The 17,997-nt window shown below is 59.0% G+C and carries 16 protein-coding genes; 8 read left to right on the top strand and 8 right to left on the bottom strand.

Annotated elements, in window-relative coordinates:
- The first annotated feature begins 17 nt into the window (after positions 1-17).
- The 3 genes from bglA to I3J13_RS14570 all read left to right on the top strand — a co-directional run bounded on the left by bglA (position 18) and on the right by I3J13_RS14570 (position 2,994).
- Positions 18-1,682 carry a beta-galactosidase BglA gene (bglA, locus tag I3J13_RS14580; protein WP_196379232.1) on the top strand — a complete coding sequence of 555 codons (1,665 nt, stop codon included), beginning with the start codon at positions 18-20 and terminating at the stop codon, positions 1,680-1,682.
- On the top strand, positions 1,679-2,137 hold the full coding sequence (gene aac(6') / locus I3J13_RS14575) for an aminoglycoside 6'-N-acetyltransferase (protein WP_196379231.1): 459 nt from the start codon (positions 1,679-1,681) through the stop codon (positions 2,135-2,137). The genes bglA and aac(6') overlap by 4 nt, the downstream gene beginning before the upstream one ends.
- A gap of 305 nt (positions 2,138-2,442) precedes the next feature.
- Positions 2,443-2,994, top strand: coding sequence for a hypothetical protein (locus I3J13_RS14570; RefSeq protein ID WP_059754216.1), 552 nt, complete (start codon positions 2,443-2,445; stop codon positions 2,992-2,994).
- Positions 2,995-3,060: 66 nt separating this feature from the next.
- Here I3J13_RS14570 and ade read toward each other — a convergent pair whose 3' ends face one another.
- A complete protein-coding gene (gene ade / locus I3J13_RS14565) occupies positions 3,061-4,755 on the bottom strand; it encodes an adenine deaminase (protein WP_196379230.1) in 1,695 nt (564 codons plus the stop codon).
- Positions 4,756-5,033: 278 nt separating this feature from the next.
- On the opposite strand from ade, the gene I3J13_RS14560 reads away from it, so the two are divergent.
- Complete coding sequence (locus tag I3J13_RS14560) at positions 5,034-5,978, top strand: cyclic di-GMP phosphodiesterase (RefSeq protein ID WP_174057165.1); 945 nt, start codon at positions 5,034-5,036, stop codon at positions 5,976-5,978.
- Here the strand turns inward: I3J13_RS14560 and I3J13_RS14555 are convergent.
- A complete protein-coding gene (locus tag I3J13_RS14555; RefSeq protein ID WP_035262484.1) occupies positions 5,975-6,487 on the bottom strand; it encodes a GNAT family N-acetyltransferase in 513 nt (170 codons plus the stop codon). The two genes, I3J13_RS14560 and I3J13_RS14555, sit on opposite strands and share 4 nt — an antisense overlap.
- Positions 6,484-8,673: an anthranilate synthase gene (locus I3J13_RS14550; RefSeq protein WP_196379229.1), complete on the bottom strand. Its 2,190-nt coding sequence runs from the start codon at positions 8,671-8,673 to the stop codon at positions 6,484-6,486. The genes I3J13_RS14555 and I3J13_RS14550 overlap by 4 nt, the downstream gene beginning before the upstream one ends.
- 336 nt (positions 8,674-9,009) lie before the next feature.
- Here I3J13_RS14550 and I3J13_RS14545 point away from each other — a divergent pair, with 336 nt between their 5' ends.
- The gene (locus I3J13_RS14545; RefSeq protein ID WP_196379228.1) at positions 9,010-9,933 is read left to right on the top strand and encodes an extensin-like domain-containing protein; all 924 of its coding nucleotides are present in this window, start codon (positions 9,010-9,012) and stop codon (positions 9,931-9,933) included.
- A gap of 55 nt (positions 9,934-9,988) precedes the next feature.
- Here I3J13_RS14545 and I3J13_RS14540 read toward each other — a convergent pair whose 3' ends face one another.
- Positions 9,989-12,256, bottom strand: a complete 2,268-nt coding sequence (locus I3J13_RS14540; protein WP_196379227.1) for a TonB-dependent hemoglobin/transferrin/lactoferrin family receptor — start codon at positions 12,254-12,256, stop codon at positions 9,989-9,991.
- Positions 12,257-12,614: 358 nt separating this feature from the next.
- Here I3J13_RS14540 and I3J13_RS14535 point away from each other — a divergent pair, with 358 nt between their 5' ends.
- Positions 12,615-13,136, top strand: a complete 522-nt coding sequence (locus I3J13_RS14535) for a TIGR00645 family protein (RefSeq protein ID WP_003524933.1) — start codon at positions 12,615-12,617, stop codon at positions 13,134-13,136.
- A gap of 100 nt (positions 13,137-13,236) precedes the next feature.
- A complete protein-coding gene (locus tag I3J13_RS14530; RefSeq protein WP_059754203.1) occupies positions 13,237-13,953 on the top strand; it encodes a helix-turn-helix transcriptional regulator in 717 nt (238 codons plus the stop codon).
- A gap of 30 nt (positions 13,954-13,983) precedes the next feature.
- On the opposite strand, the gene I3J13_RS14525 is transcribed toward I3J13_RS14530, so the two are convergent.
- From I3J13_RS14525 to I3J13_RS14510, 4 genes are all read right to left on the bottom strand, one after another.
- Positions 13,984-15,135 carry a DUF2333 family protein gene (locus I3J13_RS14525; protein WP_196379226.1) on the bottom strand — a complete coding sequence of 384 codons (1,152 nt, stop codon included), beginning with the start codon at positions 15,133-15,135 and terminating at the stop codon, positions 13,984-13,986.
- Positions 15,136-15,373: 238 nt separating this feature from the next.
- Complete coding sequence (locus tag I3J13_RS14520; protein ID WP_003524080.1) at positions 15,374-15,826, bottom strand: pseudoazurin; 453 nt, start codon at positions 15,824-15,826, stop codon at positions 15,374-15,376.
- Between the two features lie 113 nt (positions 15,827-15,939).
- A complete protein-coding gene (locus tag I3J13_RS14515) occupies positions 15,940-16,521 on the bottom strand; it encodes a thymidine kinase (protein ID WP_080851141.1) in 582 nt (193 codons plus the stop codon).
- Between the two features lie 98 nt (positions 16,522-16,619).
- Positions 16,620-16,910 (bottom strand): hypothetical protein, encoded by a 291-nt coding sequence (locus I3J13_RS14510; RefSeq protein ID WP_168207949.1) that lies wholly within the window; start codon positions 16,908-16,910, stop codon positions 16,620-16,622.
- Between I3J13_RS14510 and I3J13_RS14505 the strand changes: the two genes are divergently transcribed.
- Positions 16,909-17,811, top strand: coding sequence for a choline ABC transporter substrate-binding protein (locus I3J13_RS14505; protein ID WP_371259706.1), 903 nt, complete (start codon positions 16,909-16,911; stop codon positions 17,809-17,811). The two genes, I3J13_RS14510 and I3J13_RS14505, sit on opposite strands and share 2 nt — an antisense overlap.
- The last annotated feature ends 186 nt before the right edge of the window (positions 17,812-17,997 follow it).

The following is a 17,997-nucleotide window of genomic DNA, read 5'->3' as shown; positions in this document are numbered from 1 at the left end:
ACATCAGGAGATTGCCGATGACGCTACCCCATGCCCCGGTCCACAAACCCCAAGCGCAATCGGACTGGTGGAAGGGAGCGGTGATCTATCAGGTCTATCCGCGCTCGTTTCAGGATACGACCGGCGACGGTTACGGCGATCTTGCCGGGGTGACGAAACGCCTGCCCTATATCGCCTCGCTCGGTGTCGACGGCATCTGGCTCTCGCCCTTCTTCACCTCGCCCATGGCCGATATGGGGTATGACGTTTCCGATTACTGCAACGTCGATCCGATGTTCGGCACGCTTGCCGATTTCGACGCGCTGATGGCCGAGGCGCACCGGCTGGGACTGAAGGTCATCATCGATCAGGTCATCTCGCACACGTCGGACCAGCATCCCTGGTTCGTGGACAGCCGGGCGAGCCGCACCAACAGCAAGGCCGACTGGTATGTCTGGGCCAATCCCAAGCCGGATGGCACGGCACCCACCAACTGGCTTTCCGTGTTCGGCGGCCCGGCCTGGGAATGGGACGGCGTGCGCAAGCAATATTACATGCACAGCTTCCTCGCCTCGCAGCCGGATTTGAACTTCCACAATCGCGAGGTTCAGGATGCGCTCCTCGAAACCGTGCGTTTCTGGCTGGATCGCGGCGTTGACGGTTTCCGGCTCGATACCGTCAACCATTATTTCCATGACAAGCTTTTGCGCGACAACCCGCCGCTTTTCGACGAGGAAAGTTTCGGTCTCGATGCTTCCGACGTCAATCCCTATGGCATGCAGGACCATCTCTACGACAAGACGCGGCCGGAAAACGTGGCCTTCCTGAAGCGTTTTCGCGCGCTGCTCGACGACTATGAGGGCCGCGCCACGGTGGGCGAGGTGGGAGACGGCGCGCGGTCGCTTAAGACGGTGGCTGCCTATACGTCCGGCAACGACAAGCTCAACATGTGCTACACTTTCGACCTGCTGGGGCCGGATTTCAGCGCGAAGCATCTGCGCGCCTCGGTCGAGACCTTCGGCAAGGTGGTAACGGATGGCTGGGTGTGCTGGGCCTTTTCCAACCACGATGTGGTGCGCCATCTCAGCCGTTTTTCCGAAAGCGTGGAGGAACAGACACGGGTGGCGAAGCTCGCCATCTGCGTTCTCGCCAGCCTGCGCGGCTCCATATGTCTCTATCAGGGCGAGGAACTGGGTCTGACCGAGGCGGAACTTGCCTTCGAGGATCTGCGCGATCCCTACGGCATCCGCTTCTGGCCCGCCTTCAAGGGGCGGGACGGATGCCGCACGCCGATGGTGTGGGAGACCGGCAAGCCGAATGCCGGTTTTTCAAGTGCTGAAAAGCCGTGGCTGCCGGTGCCCTATGTTCATGCCATGCAGGCTGTGGATGCGCAGGAGCGCAAGCCGGACTCGGTTCTGAACCATTACCGCGCCGTCTTGTCCTTCCGCAAAGGTCACGGCGCGCTGCGCGATGGTGATATGCATTTCATCAAGACCAATCTCGATGTGCTGGCCTTCACGCGCCAGAAGGGCGATGAAAAACTGCTCTTCGTTTTCAACCTCACCCGCGAAGCGGTGGAATTCCCGATACCGAAGGCCATGCGGGTCACCGATATACTGCCGATGCCGGGTTTCGCACCGCTATTCGATGCGGGGATCGTGAAGCTCGAGGGGCTGGATGTGTTTTGCGGGGTCGTTGCATGAGCGCGCAATTTGCCATCGAGACGGCTGGCGAAGCATCGCTCGATGAGTGGTCGCTTCTGCGGCACCGCTTGTGGCCCGATGCTTCACCCGCCGAACACCGGGCGGAATTGCAGGACGTCTCCGACAATGAGGTTGGATTTATTGCCTATGATCCGGCGGGCATGGCCATCGGTTTTGCCGAAGCCAGCCTGCGGCACGATTATGTCAACGGATGCGACACCTCGCCCGTGGCGTTTCTCGAAGGCGTTTATGTGGAGGAGGCCTTTCGCAAACAGGGCGTTGCGGCTGCATTGATTGCCGAAGTAACCCATTGGGCGACCAGCAAGGGTGTGAGCGAGCTTGCTTCCGATGCCGATATTTCCAATGTCGATTCACACCGCATGCATGCGGCGCTGGGATTTGAGGAAACGCAGCGGGTGGTTTATTTTCGCAAGTCTCTGCCTTTGGGTTCATGACCTCCCGGCACTGTTCGGCCATGGAATAATATCAGACATTGCGGGTGCGTTCTGACGATCAAATGCGGCGCCATGATCGCATCTTGGATGGGAATAGTATTATTTAAGTATTGATGAATTTTATAATATCTTCAATTTTAATTAATTCACGATTAAAACTTATATATATTCGTATTAATGACAGAAATGAAGTAATTATTTCATATTTACTTCGCTTTTGGCGAGCCTTGGGCAAGCTTCCAGTATTAATCATTGAAACCTACAGATTTTTCGGTCTCCACCCATAAAGTGAAGCAGGGATTGTCATGTCCGTTTCAATCAAGAATTTCAATCAGCCCAATACCGCGAATTCCACCTCGCCGCGCGCCAAAGCCAAGGCCGCCCTTCCATCCATCCGAGAGGTTTTCCTTTCCGGACAATCGGCAGCCCGCGCATCCACACCGAAACCAGCCCCCAAAACCTCGTCAGCCGATTATATCGCATCGCCCGCCTTCATGCGGAATCTGAGGGCCAAGCTTTCCCTGGCGGGGGACGATCCGGCGCAATATCTGCGCGCCCGGTCGATGATGAGTGCTCTCGAGCGTGGGGCCTTGCAGGTTTCGAACCCCACCCAGGGCAAAACGATTAATGCGTGGGATCCGAACCAGAAAAACGCCAAGCCGACGACAGCCACTGACATCGCCAAGACCAACTGGGTGGATTTCCTCAACACGCAGCTGAAGCGCAGCGAAGACGGCGAGCTTTCCAAGGATGGAAGCGGCAGCTATGTCGACAAGGCGACGGGAAAACACGCCTATTTTGGCAGGGTCGCGGGCAAATATTATTACGTCACCTGGCCTTCGGAGACGAAAGCATGAGGCCGCTCTCGCGGCCTCAAAACGCGGATTGAGCGTTTTCCACTGCCTCCGGTCGGCAAGCCACCGTCAGATCAGCGCAAACCGGTCCACATCCACCATGCCCATATCGGAAATCTTCAGATGCGGGATGACGGGCAGGGGCAGGAAGGCGACCTGCAGGAAGGGTTCTTCCAGCGTCGTGCCGAGCGCATAGGCTGCTTTTCTAAGCGTGTGCAGCGTATCGCGAACGGTCTCATAGGGTTCGAGGCTCATCAGCCCGGCGACGGGCAAAGCGATCTCGCCCGTCACCCTGCCGTCTTCCACCACCACGAAGCCGCCCTTGATTTCGCCGAGCCGGTTGGCGGCCAGCGCCATGTCGTCTTCGCTCACGCCGACAACGCAGATATTGTGGCTGTCGTGGCCGACGGTGGAGGCGATGGCGCCCTTTTTCAGGCCGAAGCCCTGAACGAAACCATTGGCATGGTTGCCGTTCTTGCCGTGGCGTTCGATGACGGCGACCTTGATGATGTCGTTCGCAAGATCGACGGTGGTCTGGTTGCCATCCGTCGGCAGCCTGTAGCGGCGGTGCTCGGTAATGATCTTGCCGGGAAGCACGCCCATGACCGGGCTTTCGCCTTCCGTAACCGGCACGCCGAAATGGGAAGCGAGCACGGGTCTTGCCTTGACGCTGTCGAGGCCGACGGGTGCGACCGATTTGCGCGTGGCAAAAAGGGCGTCATCGACGATCCTGCCGCCGGAGAGCACCATGCTTGCCTTGCAGTTCTGCAGGCTGTCGACGATCACGAGATCGGCGCGCCAGCCCGGTGCGACAAGGCCGCGGTCGCGCAGGCCGAAGGCTTTTGCGGCGGAAATCGAGGCGGCGCGGTAGATGGCGAGCGGTTCCACGCCGCTGGCGATCGCCGTGCGGATCATATAGTCGAGATGGCCCTGTTCGGCGATGTCGAGCGGGTTGCGGTCATCCGTGCAGAGGGCCAGATAGGGCGACAGGCGCTCGGTGATGATCGGCATCAGGGCGTGCAGGTCCTTCGAGACCGAGCCTTCGCGTACCAGAATATGCATACCCTTGCGGATTTTCTCCAGCGCCTCAGTCGCGCTCGTGCATTCATGTTCGGTGCGGATGCCGGCGGCGAGATAGCCGTTCAGCGCCGTACCGGAGAGAAGCGGTGCATGCCCGTCGATATGCTGGCCCTGAAAGGCCTCGAGCTTCGCCATGCACACCGGATCCTTGTGGATGACGCCCGGAAAATTCATGAATTCGGCAAGCCCGATGACCTTTGGATGATTGCGAAACGGCAACAGCTTTTCGATGGGCAGATCGGCGCCGGCGGTTTCCAGATGGGTGGCGGGCACGCAGGAGGAGAGCTGCACCCGGATGTCCATGATGGTTTCCATGGCGCTGTCGAGGAAGAACTGAAGTCCCTCCACGCCCAGAACATTGGCGATCTCATGCGGGTCGCAAATGGCGGTGGTAACGCCATAGGGCAAAACGCAGCGGTCGAACTCGTGCGGTGTCACCAGCGACGATTCGATATGGAGATGCGTATCGATGAAACCCGGAACGACGATCTTTCCGGAAATGTCGATTTCCTGTCGCCCCTTGTAGTTCTCGCAGGTGCCGACGATGGTGTCGCCACAGATGGCGATATCCGAAGCGACGAGTTCTCCGGTGACGAGGTCGAAGAAGCGTCCGCCCTTGAGAACCATGTCCGCCGGTTCACGGCCCGTACCCTGATCGATGCGCGTTTCAAGTCTGGAATTCATGCGGGTTTCTTCGGCTCCTGATTTACGTCGTATGCGAGAATTTTCACTATTTACATTCTATGGTTGTTTCTTGGTCTATTCGGATTGATTCTTTGAGTTTTTAATATATCCAGAGTAAAAAATTTTCATATTTGTGTTATCTAATCTTCCGAGGTGCAAGTTTAGGCAGGTTTGGGAAGGCTTGACTTCACCTTTATAGTTTAGCCGGTTGCGTGCCGACATTTTTACGAATTACGGTTTCAGGTTATCATTCCCGGGAAGGAAAATAAAAGCATCTGATGCTCAAACGAATTTCCACCCAGCAACTGACGATTGGCATGTTTATCGAAGCGGTCGAAGGAACGCTTTCGAACCAGGGATTTTTAAAACGGCACCGCTTTCTTTTGCGGCACGAGGAATTAATGCGTCAATTGAAATCAAGCGGCGCCGAAAGCATCGTCATCAACACGGCCAAGGGATACGATACCGAAGGCAGCGCGCGTTCTGCGGCGGTTTCGCCGCAACCGGGCAATTGCCCGGAAACCGTCGCTGCCGTCACCCACGCCGTACGCTCGGCCGCCGATACGATTGCCGAGACCTTTGCTTCCGCAGAGGCCGGCGGCGTTGTTTCGCTGAAGGGCATGGCTGCGGCGGCGGGCAAGATTTCCGATGCCGTGCAGTCGAACCCGGCGATTTTCATCGGGGTTACCCGCCTGAAATCGAAAGACGAAACGACCTTCGTGCACTCGGTCTCCGTCAGCGGGCTGATGATCCTCTTCGGCAATTATCTCGGGCTCGACAGGGGAACGGTCAATCTGCTCGGCATCAGCGGGTTGCTGCATGATATCGGCAAGGTGGAAATCCCCTCATCGATCCTTAACAAGGCGGAAGGGTTGAGCGCCAGCGAGCGGGAAATCATCAATCTCCATCCCGCATTCGGCCGGGATATATTGTCGCGCAACGCGCAGATGCCCGAGATGGTGCTCGATGTCTGCTTCAATCATCATGAGCGGATGGATGGCGGCGGTTATCCAAGCGGCCGTGCGGGCAGCCAGATCAGCCTCTATGCGCGTATCGCGGCGATTTGCGACGTCTATGACGCCATCACCTCGGTCAGGCCCTACAAGAAGCCGTGGACGGCGAATGACGCGCTGACCTGGATGCTGCGGCGGGAAGGGCATTTCGATATGCAGTTGCTGAAGAAATTCGCGCTGTGCATTTCCGCCTCGCTGCCGAGGGGTTAGTTGCCGAAGATGATCGCCATGTTCAGGCTGTCGATGTAACGCCCGTCGATCAGAACGGTGTCACGGCCCCGGCCTTCATGCACAAAACCGATCTTTTCATAAAGCGCGATTGCTCTCGTATTGTCCGCATGCACGCTCAGCTCCACGCGGTGCAGCCCGCATTGACGCGCGGCATCGAGCGTCTGCCGCATCAGCCGTCCGCCCAGCCCCTTGTCGCGATAGGCGGGCAGGATGCCCATGCCGAGCGTGCCGCGATGGGCATGGGTGGGTCTGCTCTCGCGGCGAATATCGCACCAGCCGACCACCTTGCCATCCGCAATCGCCACGAATTGCGGATGGTCGTTTTCGATCATGTCGAGAACGAAGGCGCGGACCGAATCGAGCGGCGGCGCCTCCAGAAAGCTCAGATATTTCCGCTCGCGCGACACCGCATCGAGAGCACGGTGAAAGCTCTCAACGTGCTCCGCCCGGATGGGTTCGATGCTGATGGCGTCGGCAGCAGCCATCATGCCGCCTTCGTCTTCGCCTTGCGGGTCAGATGCACCACGACATTTTCGATCATGCGCATGCCGGCGTCCTGGCCGAGCGTCATGATCGATTCCGGGTGGAACTGAACGGCGGCCACCGGTTCCTTGGCGTGTTCGATGCCCATGATCGTGCCATCCTCGCTTTCCGCCGTGATGATGAAATCACGCGGAAGGGTGGAGGGGTCGGCGAAGATCGAGTGGTAACGGCCAACGGTCACTTCCTTGCCGAGACCGGAGAAGACGAGGCCCGGTTCCAGCACGCGGATGCGTGAGGGCTTGCCGTGCATCGGCACCGCAAGCTGGCGAAGTTCGCCGCCATAGGCTTCCGCCAGTGCCTGAAGGCCGAGGCAGACACCGAAGATCGGCAGTTCGCGGGCGCGGGCGGCCTTGATCGTCGCCTTGCAGTCGAAATCTGTCGGGCTGCCCGGTCCGGGAGACAGCACGACGAGATCGGGCTGGAAGCGATCGAACACCTCTGCCGCAACCGGCGTTCTGACGGTGGAGACGGTCGCGCCCGTCTGGCGGAAATAATTCGCTAGCGTGTGCACGAAACTGTCTTCGTGGTCGACGAGCAGGATCTTCACACCGGTGCCCACCTTGGCGGCGTCGCGCTTGGTGGAAGCGGCGTTGGTGGCTTTCGCATCGCGAATGGCGGCGATCATGGCGGATGCCTTCAGTTCGGTTTCGGCTTCTTCTTCCTGCGGATTGGAATCGTTGAGCAGCGTTGCACCCGCACGCACCTCGGCAATGCCGTCCTTGATGCGGATGGTGCGCAGCGTCAGCCCCGTATTCATGTCACCGTTGAAACCGACCATGCCGATGGCGCCGCCATACCAGGCGCGCGGGCTCTTCTCATGGCCTTCGATGAAGCGCATGGCCCACAGCTTCGGTGCACCGGTGACGGTGACGGCCCAGGCGTGGCTGAGGAAGCCGTCAAAGGCGTCCATGTCATCGCGCAGGCGGCCTTCAATGTGGTCCACCGTGTGGATGAGGCGCGAATACATCTCGATCTGGCGGCGGCCGATGACCTTCACCGAACCCGGCTCGCAGACGCGGCTCTTGTCGTTACGGTCCACATCCGAGCACATGGTGAGTTCGGATTCGTCCTTCTTCGAATTGAGCAGTTTCAGGATCTGCTCGCTATCGGCAATCGGATCGTCGCCACGCTTGATGGTGCCGGAAATCGGGCAGGTCTCGATGCGGCGGCCGGAGACACGCACGAACATTTCCGGCGAAGCGCCGACCAGATATTCCTGATGGCCGAGATTGATGAAGAAGGAATAGGGCGAAGGATTGATCGCCTTCAGGCGGCGCGAAATCGCCGACGGATTGCTCTCGCAACGCTCCATGAATTTCTGGCCGGGAACGACCTCGAACAGATCGCCGCGGCGGAAGCTTTCCTTGGCCTTCACCACCAGTTCGGAATATTCGCCGGGACGGTGATCGCCCTTGGGCGGAATCGTGTCCGTGGTCTTGAAGGGATCGGGCGCAATATCGGAGGACTTGCCGTCCGTCGTCACGCCGCCCTTTTCGAAATCGTAGCGGTCGATCCAGGCCTTGGCGGAATAGTGGTCGACGACGAGGATTTCGTCGGGCAGAAACAGCACCATGTCGCGCTGGTCTTCCGGGCGCGAAAGCGACAGCTTGATCGCGTCGAACTGGAAGGCGAGATCGTAACCGAAGGCGCCGAACAGGCCGATGGCCGAATCCGCATTCGAATAAAAGAGGTCGACGATGGCGCGCAGCGCCGTGAAGACGGTCGGGATTTTCGAGCGTTCTTCTTCGGTGAAAACGCGGTCCGGCTCGTTGACGGTGAGATCGAGACGGCGCGTGGTGGAAGCGCCAAGCGTGAGATCGGGCGTCGCCTTCAGCTTTTCAGTGATGAAGGAAAGCAGCACTTCGCCGCGGCCATTATAGGCCTCGATCCACATCTTGCGGCCGAAACAGGAAATGCCGAGCGGCGGATCGACGATGGCCGTATCCCAGCGGGTGTAACGGCCCGGATATTCATAGTTGGACGAAAAAACCGCGCCGCGATGGGAATCGAGCTTTTCGATATAATTATCGATGGCGCTGGCGTAATCGGCGGGCCGACGCTTTCGGCTGACCTTGATGCCGCCTTTCGTCTCGTAGGTTTCCGCGCCGTCATCCTGAATGATCGTTACCATTTCTTTCGTACTCGTTTTTTCGCATGTCGTTATCGCAAAACCGCCAAGCACTTTTGCGCGCATGCTTTCTGTTGTTCAAGCCCGATGACAGGCGGCAAAATAACAAAAAAGCCGCCTGAAAATTCGGGCGGCTTGGACTTTGTCTGAAGACATGACTGGTCAAGGCCGCGAAAAGCTGCCCCACCACCAGTTAGCAATGTTCTTAGACACGATGTTCATGGGAAAATTGTTAGCGTGCACGATCCGCCTTGGCAAGCGGATTTCGGTGAGGGAATGAACCTTACGGGCCGTCGCGGCGTTGCACTCCTGCCGAAACGGTCAGGAGTGCCCCGAAAAATGCTTCATCGCCTGTGTCTTCTGGTAACCACCCTCGCATTGATTTCCGCCTCTGAACCGCCGGCGCAGGTGCCGGTGCCGCAACCGAAACCGGGCGAGGGGCAATCCGCCACCCCCTCGGAGAGGCCATCGGACGAGCCGCCGCAAAGTCCGGCGGAAGCGCCAAAACCGGCCCCGAAACCGCAGGTCCCGGAAGAGCGGAAACCGGATGACGGCAAGACGTCAGCAGACAAGGGGTCCGATGACAGCAAGAGAGGCGTCGAGGATAAGGCGGGTGAGGGCAAAGAGGAGGGCGAACCACGGAAACCGGACGTTGACGCCGCAAAACCGGAGGAGAAGCCGCCCGAGCCGGTGAGGCCGGAAGATCCGGCCGCGCTTCAGGCATGCCTTGGCGCATTGAAGGATATCGGCGCCGAGTTCAAGCAGCTTGAACCGATCCGCGATGCGGAGCAGGGCTGCGGCATCGAAGCGCCTGTCGAGCTTTCCGTGGTTCTGCCCGGCATCAAGCTGGAACCATCGGGCACCATGCGCTGCGAAACCGCGCTTGCGCTTTCCCGCTGGACAAAGGAGATGATGCTGCCGGCGGCAGCCCTTGCGCTGCCGGAAAAGAAGGTGACGGCCATCGCCAATGCCTCGACCTATATTTGCCGCAACCGCAACAGCGCGGAAAACGGCAAGATTTCCGAACATGCCAAGGGCAATGCCGTCGATATTTCCACGATCGCCTTCGATAAGGGCGAGCCGCTGGTGATGAAGCCGCGCGGTGAGGACGGAACGCCGGAAGGCGCTTTCCAGCGCACCATCACGGCCGCCGCCTGCCTGTTCTTCCGCACGGTTCTTTCGCCCGGCAGCGACGCCACCCATCAGGATCACCTGCATCTCGACGTGCTGAAGCGCAAGGGCGGTTATCTCTATTGCCGCTGATAAAAAAGGGCGACCCGAAGGCCGCCCCGACTGGAGATGATGTTTCTGCCCGGTTTTAGAATTTCTGGGTCAGAGAGATTTTGAAGGTGCGTCCGGGTTCGGAATAGAAGGCGACCGGCTGGTTCGTCGAGGAGGTCGCGGTGGTGCTGATATCGCGAACGCCGACGGCATTCCAATAGGTCTTGTCGAAGACGTTGTAGATGCCCGCCTGAATGCGCAGGCCCTTGGTTTGTTCCGGCTCCCACCAGCCGGTGAGGTTGACGATACCGTATCCCGGTGCATCGAAGGTCTGATACGAGGAGCCGGTTATGCTTGTCGCCGTTCCATCTTCGCGCATGCCGGCGGAGATGATGGTCGAAAGATCGACGCCCCATTGCTCCTGTTCGTAGCCGATGCCCAGAATGGACTTGAAAGGGGCGACGCTGCGGATGAATTCGCCGGTGTTCTTGTCCTTGCCATAGGCATAGGCAAGCGAGCCGTGCAGGAAGACGCCGTTGGCGAAGTCCTTGCGGGCCTTGGCTTCCATGCCGGAAATTTCGACTTCGGCGCGGTTGCGCCAGGTAATCAGCATGCCGGGGGTGCCGACGCCCGGTGTCGTCACCGCCGTCGTCGTGGTGCGGTAGACGTCGATGAAGTTCTTGTACTGGTTATGGAACAGGGTAAGGCTGCCGGTCAGATCGTCGGCGGCGTAGTTCGCGCCGATTTCAAAACCGTTTCCGGTTTCCGGCTTCAGGTTGGGATTGCCGACATTGGCATATCCGCCGTTGGCATTGGTGAAGTTGATATAGGCTTCGTTGATGGTCGGGGGGCGGTAGGCCATTGACCATTGGCCGAACAGTTCCACTTCCGGCGTCAGCTGATAGGTTGCCAGAAGCTTCGGCGAAATGCGGGAATCGCTCTGTCCGTCGGGGAAGGCAAACCGGGTGGAGCCGGTGTTACGGCTGAAATCGCTGGTCCGCTTCGGATCGTAATCGTACCAGTCGAAACGCACACCGGGCGTCAGTGCAAAGCCGCTATCGCCGAAACCGATCCGATCATCAAGGTAAAGGCCGAGCCTTCTGCCGTCAACTTTCGGGATATCGGCCTGCGAGGCGCTGACCGGAATGGCGTTGATGAACTGTTCCGTATCGGAAAACTGCAGATTGCCTCCGAACCGGATCTGATGGTTGAAATTACCTGTCGTGAACTCAGACAACGTATCGCCCGCAAGACCGAAAGAGCTTTCGTCCATCTCGTTGTGACGCTCGTAGCGGGTATTGTTCGACAGTGCGCCGAACGAGCCGGCATCCTTGATCAGCCGCTGCCAATAAAGGGTGAGATTGGCGGCATCGATCAGCGCGTCGGTGGACGGCGCCTCGTAGCTATAGTCGAAGGAGAGGCGTTCGCGGCGGGTGTCGTCGTAACCCCAATAATTGTCGCGAGCGTAGGTATTGGCGCCGCCGGCGCTGACACCGTGCAACGTTTTCAAGTTGGAATCGCTGTCGAGGTTGAAGCGCTCGGCGGTGAACCCGATACGGTGTCCGCCTTCGAGGTCCTGGCGGATTTTGAACAGCAGATTGTACTGGTCGTAGTCGAGGGGATTGGCCTTGGTACGGTTCACGCCGATGATATCGGCTGTGCCCTGGCTGTCGCGCTCATGGCCCTTCTTGTAGCCGCCCTGGAACAGGATGGAGGTGTTCTGGATTTTCTTGGCGACGGCGACGGAGCCGCCGAAGCTCTTGTCTTCGCTGTCATATGTCAGCTTGGCAACGCCGCCCCAATCCTTGTCCGGCCCGATCAGGTCTTCCGGCTCGAGCGTGCGTAGCACCAGCGCACCGCCGAGAGCGCCGGCCCCGATACGGCTCGAATCCGCGCCGCGCACCACATCGACGGTGGAGAGGGACGAGAAATCATAGCTGTTGTTGGTGTCGCTTGTGCTGGTGGTTGCGGTGGTGCCGCGCGCATAGTTTTCGAAGAAGGGAACGGGGATATTGTCGATCAGCGTCGTAACGCGCGCACCGCCCAGACCGCGGATGAACAGGCCGCCCGGTTTGCCGGGCTTGGATTCGATGAAATCGACGCCCGGCTCGGTGGTATTGCCCAGATCGCGGACATTGCCGATATCCTTCTTGCGGATGTCTTCCGCCGTGGTCTGGCTCGCCAGCGGCGTGTCGGCGGCGGCATTGGCGCTTTTGACGCGCTTGCCCTTGACGACGATCCTTTCAAGCGTGGTGGCGCCGTCCGCCTGCGCCGCGGCATCCTGTGCCAGCGCGGGGCCGGCAAGCGGCAGAAGAGAGATAGCAGTGCACAGAAGCAGCGCGGAATGCGTGCGCGAAATGGACATTAAGTACCCCCAGGTAGGCGCGCGAATGGGCCACGGCGTGCGAAAGCACGCCGCGCTTGCCGCCGCGGCTGAAACTGTTTTGATTGTTACGGGCGAGCCGATGAGCGAGGACTAAAAAACATGACGATAACTGTCAACATATTATATATGACTTTTTGCATCATGTTTTAAAGCATAACAGTATGTTGCAAAAATATGACGCTTATCCGCTCTCGAACCTGACTGGCGAATGGGGTGTGAAAACGCCACGGTACGGTCAAAGTCCCGACATTGCCGCTTGCTAGGATATTCGCAGCCAGTTTACATGGCGAAACAAACCATGCCCCAACAATAAACAGATTATTAATCGGATACGGAAATGAAGTCTCTTGAACTGCTCGTCGAGCGGATCATCCTCTCCAGCCGCTGGCTGCTCGTCGTTTTTTATCTCGGGCTCGTCGCGGCGCTGGCGGTTTATGCATTTTCCTTCGCGCTCAAGTTTCTGAAAGTTGCGAAGAACGTTTTCACCTACGACGAAGCGGACATGATCCTCGCCATGCTGGGTCTGATCGATGCGGCGCTGGTCGCCAGTCTGATCGTCATGGTGATGATTTCCGGTTACGAGAACTTCGTCAGCCGCTTCGACGATGCCGATGCCGAGGTTTCCTTTCTGGGCAAGCTCGATTCCGGCAGCCTGAAAATCAAGGTCGCGTCGTCGATCGTGGCGATCTCGTCGATCCACCTGCTGCAAATCTTCCTCAACGCCAGTCAATATTCGGACAGCAAGCTGATGTGGTTCACCATCATCCATCTGGCTTTTGTCGTCTCGGCGGTCATGCTCGGTTTCCTGGAAAAACTGATGGCCAAGCCGAAGGACAAATCCGAAAAGCCGGTGCTTTGATCAGGATGGTCCAGCCGATATGAAGGTCGCAACCCCGTTCTGGCCATGCCGCATGTTTCTCGCTCCGGGCGCTACGTCCCGGCGTGTCGAGGGTGCGTGAATGGTGAAGACGGAGCGTCAGGCCAGACTTTGCGACGATCTGTCGGCTGCGGCCGACAAATCCCAATGGCTGGAGGCGCTGCGGGAAGTGATGCGCGCCTTCGGTTATGCCTATGTGACCCTTTTGCGGTTACCCGGCGGCCAGAATGCCTATGCCTTGCCGACAGTTGTCGAAAGCAGCCTGCCGATCTGGGTCGTGAATGCGATGACCAGGGACGGCGCGCTTGGGGACTGTCCCGTCATCAAGCGCGGCGCGTCATCGATGATGCCGCAATATTGGTCGCTGCAGGATCCGGATATTGCCTGCGGACCGCTGGTGGATGCGGCAGCCTCGCTGAGCAGCATGGGCATTACGGCCGGTCTGATGGTGCCGGTGCACGGCATGTACGGCAACCGGCATCTGATGAATTTCGCGGGCGATCGCGATATCCTGCCGCAAGCCGCGCTCAACGAGCTGGGCATGATCGTGCTGCATGCGCTGGAGGTTTATGACCGGCTTTGCCGCACCAACTCAAAAGGTCCATCGCCGCTGACGAAGCGGGAACTAGACGTCGTGCGCTGGACGGCGCAGGGAAAGACCTCCGTGGAGATCGCCGAGCTTCTGTCCATCTCGGAACATACCGTCAATGCCTATATGAACAACGCCATCCGCAAGCTCGACTGCGTCAACCGCACCCAGCTGGTGGCCAAGACCATACGCCTTGGCCTGATAGACTGATCGACCCTGTCGTTCCCGGCAGGCCTCGCTTTACCGGTCGAGAACCGAGCGAAGCTCGACGAGATTAGAGCGAACCCGCAAAACGTAAAATCCCATGGTGGCGAGGTGCGAGGGCATGATCCAGCCGCTTTCCTCACCATTGGAAATGATCGCCGGCTGAATGCGCAGGGCGGCGCGGGTCTGCAACAGCGTGTCGTTCCAAAGGTTGGTCAGGTTACGCTCGCGGATGACCTGTGCGAAGTCCGATCCGGCGGCGGAAAGCACGCCGTAATAGCCGTAGAGCTGGCCATAAGCGAACCAGAAGCGGTCGTCGGCGCGCGTATCGAACCAGCCGCCATTATAGTTTTCCGAACGCTCGCGCAGAATTGCAGACGTGGAGCCGATATCGCCGGCGATACGGTCGATGAACTGGATGAGGTTGTCGGCGCGGGTATCGAAGACGGCCTTGCAGGCGGTAAGTTCGCCGTTGAAGGCCTGGAAGCTGCGGATGGCGGCGCGATAATAGGCCGGCGTCGGCGTCTTCGGGCCGAAGGGATCGAGACCGAAATACCAGGAATATTCGCTGAACTGCATGTTCCCGCGCGCTTCCTGAAGATTGTTGTTGATGCCGGAGGTTCCGCGCACGCGGCCGAGCGTATCCACCAGTTCCACCGAGGTGCGGCGCACGGCCTGGTTTACGCCGCGCTGGAAAGACGCCTTGTTGTCCAGAAACGGCGTGCTGTCCCAGTCCATGCCGAAAAGGCCGAGACGATAGAGCAGCATGGAGGAAATCCATGCGTTCTGGTTGACGTTGAAATCGGTGAGATCGGCGGCCGCGTCGACGATGGCCGAACGCTGGCAGACCGGCGCGGATGTGTTTGCGGCGGCACCCGTTGCGCCACCCGCCGGGGCGGCGGCGGGCAATTCCTGCCCGGCAGGCACGGTGCGCTCTTCAAGCTTGTAGCGCGCGACGTAATCCGGGTCGAAATTCGTCCAGACCTGGGTTTGCCAGATGAAATATCCGTAAAAGCCGGCAAGAAGAATGACGATGAGGGCGATGGGGCCCTTGATGAGCCAGTTGCGGCCGCTGTACCAGCCGTGGGCGGCCATGAAGGGCCACAGAAGCCAGGCGACGAGAAGACCGGCGGCCCTGCCGATGGCGCTGAAGGCTGCCTGAATCAAAGCGGTGATCCGGTCGATCATGTCGTCATAGTCTCCTCTGCCCGTGGGGCTGGACGCCGGAAGAAAAACACGCGGCCCGCCCGCACCCTTCGGCGCTTCGTATAAACCGCGGTCATTTACTGTCTTCCAGATATGTCCCGGTCAACCGGGATACAACATGATTGCGAAACTTTTCTCAACCTGCGGTCCGCGCCGGCCATTATGGCTTTCCACACCGATTGTGGAGCAACAGCCGCCGCGGAACCGAAGGGATATGCGCCTAGAGGCCGAGCTTGGCGATCTCGTCGTTCAGCCGGTCGCGCGCCTTTTTCGGCAGTTTGCCGTTCTTGACGGCGTCGAGATTGGCCGGCGCGGCATCGCCGACGACAACGAGCGCGATCATGCCCATGCCGAGATGCGGTGTGCATTTGACGACGTAGGCGCCTTCCTTCTCGACCGTCAACTTCACCGTCTCGTTCATCTTGCCCTTGAAGTCTGCGACACCCTCGGGGATCATGTCCTTCACGGCTGCCGCATCATGGCCCTTGTCGACCGGGACGAAGGTGATGACGTCGCCGACGGCGGCCTTGACGGTTGCGGGCTCGAAGACCATCGCCTGACCGTCGCTGCCCTTGTTGAGCATCTTCACTTCGATTTCGGCAGCAAGGGCGGGAAAGGCGAAAAGACCTGCGAGAATGGCGAGGCCGGCGAATTTGGCAGTTCTGTTCTGCATAGTTTTGCTCCTGAGAGAAAGCACATCCACGCGAATGTGTCGCCGTCGTCTTAGCCCAGGAGCGGGGGAGCCATCTTTGCGGAAAATCAAATGCGGCAACCGGACGCAGATGTTCACTCGCCCTTGAACGTCTCCACCCAGTGGCGGCGGCAGAAGGAAACATATTTCTCGTTGCCGCCGACATCGATCTGCGCGCCTTCCGTCACGACCTTTCCTTCATTGTCGAAGCGGGCCACCATCGTCGCCTTGCGGCCGCAATGGCAGATGGTGCGGATTTCGCGAAGCTCGTCGGCAATGGCGAGCAGTTCTTTCGAGGCGGGGAAAAGCTTTCCCTGAAAATCCGTGCGCAGGCCATAGGTCATGACCGGGATGTTCAGCCTGTCGACAATGTCGGCAAGCTGCCAGACATGGTGTTCGGAGAGAAAGTTGGCTTCATCGATGAAAACGCAGGCGACCGGCGCTTCGGCAGTGAGGGCCGATACCTCGGCGAACAGGTCGGTATTGTCATCGAAGGTCAGGGCGTCGGAGGAGAGGCCGATGCGCGAGGCGACACGGCCGACGCCGGCCCGGTCGTCAAAGGCGGCCGTGAAGATCAGTGTGCGCATGCCGCGCTCCTGATAATTGTAGGACGCCTGCAGCAGCATGGTCGATTTGCCGGCATTCATCGTCGAATAATTGAAATAGAGTTTTGCCATTATCCACTCCCGGAGCGCCCTTGCGTCCTTCGGACGCTTCTTAACAATGCTCCAACCTGTTGAATCGGCACATCGCGACTCACAGAGCCGATTGTCGTTTATGCCGATGCAGCAGCCAGCGTCTTTTGACGGCGAAGAAGCGGATTGAAAAGTGCCGCAGCGGGAAAAACACAGATTTCCGCAACCGGGCTGTTTGTCGCATTCGGGCGTTGAAAGCCGGCGATTTTCACGATTTTGTCGCAAACGGTGCGCCAAAGCACGCAAATGCGCGCGAGTTGATTGTGTCCGGCAGATATTGATAATGGCAAGGGAACGAAAAAACAGGGAGCAAGCCATATGTTTGCAAATAGAAGCCGCTGTCTGGCCTTGGCCGCAGCAATCTCCTCCATGACGTTCAGTGCGGCCGGTGCTGCGGAGCCGGCAAGCTGTGGCACAGTGCGCTTTTCCGATGTGGGCTGGACCGACATCACCGCCACGACGGCCACCGCCACCGTGCTTCTGAAAAGCCTCGGCTATGAAACCGACGTCAAGCTTCTCTCCGTACCCGTTACCTACACATCCCTGAAAAACAAGGACATCGACGTCTTCCTCGGCAACTGGATGCCGACCATGGAAGGCGATATCGCGCCCTATCGCGAAGACAAATCCGTCGAGACGCTTCGGGAAAACCTGACCGGCGCGAAATACACGCTGGCGACCAACGCCAAGGGCGCCGAACTCGGCATCAAGGATTTCAAGGACATCGCCGCCCACAGCGCCGATCTCGGCGGCAAGATCTATGGTATCGAGCCGGGCAATGACGGCAATCGCCTGATTCTCGACATGGTGGCCAAGGACAGTTTCGGTCTGAAGTCATTCGAGGTGGTCGAGTCGTCCGAACAGGGCATGCTCTCCCAGGTGGCCCGCGCTGAAAAATCCGGCGAGCCCATCGTCTTCCTAGGCTGGGAACCGCATCCCATGAATGCGAATTTCAAGCTGACCTATCTGACCGGCGGCGACGAGGTCTTCGGCCCCAATCTCGGCGGCGCGACGATCCATACCAATGTCCGCAAGGGTTACGTCGAGGAGTGCCCGAATGTCGGCGCCTTCCTCAAGAACCTGCAATTTTCCCTGCCCATGGAAAACGAGATCATGGGCAAGATCCTGAATGACGGCCTTGAGGGCGAGGCGGCTGCAACCGCCTGGCTGAAGGCCAATCCGACGGCGATCGAGCCCTGGCTCGCCAACGTCAAGACCAAGGACGGCAGCGCTGACGCCCTGCCTGCCGCCAAGAAGGCTCTCGGCCTCTAAGCCGCAAGACGATGCATGACTGCATCCGGCCTGCGCGGCAGGCCGGATCAGCGGGAAATAACGATGCCCATGCATGACCTTGCCTGTGAATTTTCAGACATTGAAGGTCATGCGCCAGCACCGCGTCCGGCAGTTCCGCTGCCGGCCGTCATTTCTGCATTGGAGCAATCCCGGTGAAACGGGATG

This window comes from Agrobacterium leguminum (assembly GCF_015704895.1).
Lineage (GTDB): Bacteria > Pseudomonadota > Alphaproteobacteria > Rhizobiales > Rhizobiaceae > Agrobacterium > Agrobacterium leguminum.
Note: the sequence above shows the minus strand (reverse complement) of the source record. Positions and strands in the feature narration are given on the sequence as shown.

Coding starts and splice junctions, on each gene's coding strand:
- ade (WP_196379230.1), bottom strand. CDS start 4,755: ATGAATTCCAGACTTGAAACGCGCATCGATCAGGGTACGGGCCGTGAA.
- bglA (WP_196379232.1), top strand. CDS start 18: ATGACGCTACCCCATGCCCCGGTCCACAAACCCCAAGCGCAATCGGAC.
- I3J13_RS14550 (WP_196379229.1), bottom strand. CDS start 8,673: ATGGTAACGATCATTCAGGATGACGGCGCGGAAACCTACGAGACGAAA.
- I3J13_RS14510 (WP_168207949.1), bottom strand. CDS start 16,910: ATGGAGGAGATTGCTGCGGCCAAGGCCAGACAGCGGCTTCTATTTGCA.
- I3J13_RS14540 (WP_196379227.1), bottom strand. CDS start 12,256: ATGTCCATTTCGCGCACGCATTCCGCGCTGCTTCTGTGCACTGCTATC.
- I3J13_RS14570 (WP_059754216.1), top strand. CDS start 2,443: ATGTCCGTTTCAATCAAGAATTTCAATCAGCCCAATACCGCGAATTCC.
- I3J13_RS14520 (WP_003524080.1), bottom strand. CDS start 15,826: ATGCAGAACAGAACTGCCAAATTCGCCGGCCTCGCCATTCTCGCAGGT.
- I3J13_RS14535 (WP_003524933.1), top strand. CDS start 12,615: ATGAAGTCTCTTGAACTGCTCGTCGAGCGGATCATCCTCTCCAGCCGC.
- I3J13_RS14560 (WP_174057165.1), top strand. CDS start 5,034: ATGCTCAAACGAATTTCCACCCAGCAACTGACGATTGGCATGTTTATC.
- I3J13_RS14525 (WP_196379226.1), bottom strand. CDS start 15,135: ATGATCGACCGGATCACCGCTTTGATTCAGGCAGCCTTCAGCGCCATC.
- I3J13_RS14515 (WP_080851141.1), bottom strand. CDS start 16,521: ATGGCAAAACTCTATTTCAATTATTCGACGATGAATGCCGGCAAATCG.
- I3J13_RS14530 (WP_059754203.1), top strand. CDS start 13,237: ATGGTGAAGACGGAGCGTCAGGCCAGACTTTGCGACGATCTGTCGGCT.
- I3J13_RS14555 (WP_035262484.1), bottom strand. CDS start 6,487: ATGATGGCTGCTGCCGACGCCATCAGCATCGAACCCATCCGGGCGGAG.
- I3J13_RS14545 (WP_196379228.1), top strand. CDS start 9,010: ATGCTTCATCGCCTGTGTCTTCTGGTAACCACCCTCGCATTGATTTCC.
- I3J13_RS14505 (WP_371259706.1), top strand. CDS start 16,909: ATGACGTTCAGTGCGGCCGGTGCTGCGGAGCCGGCAAGCTGTGGCACA.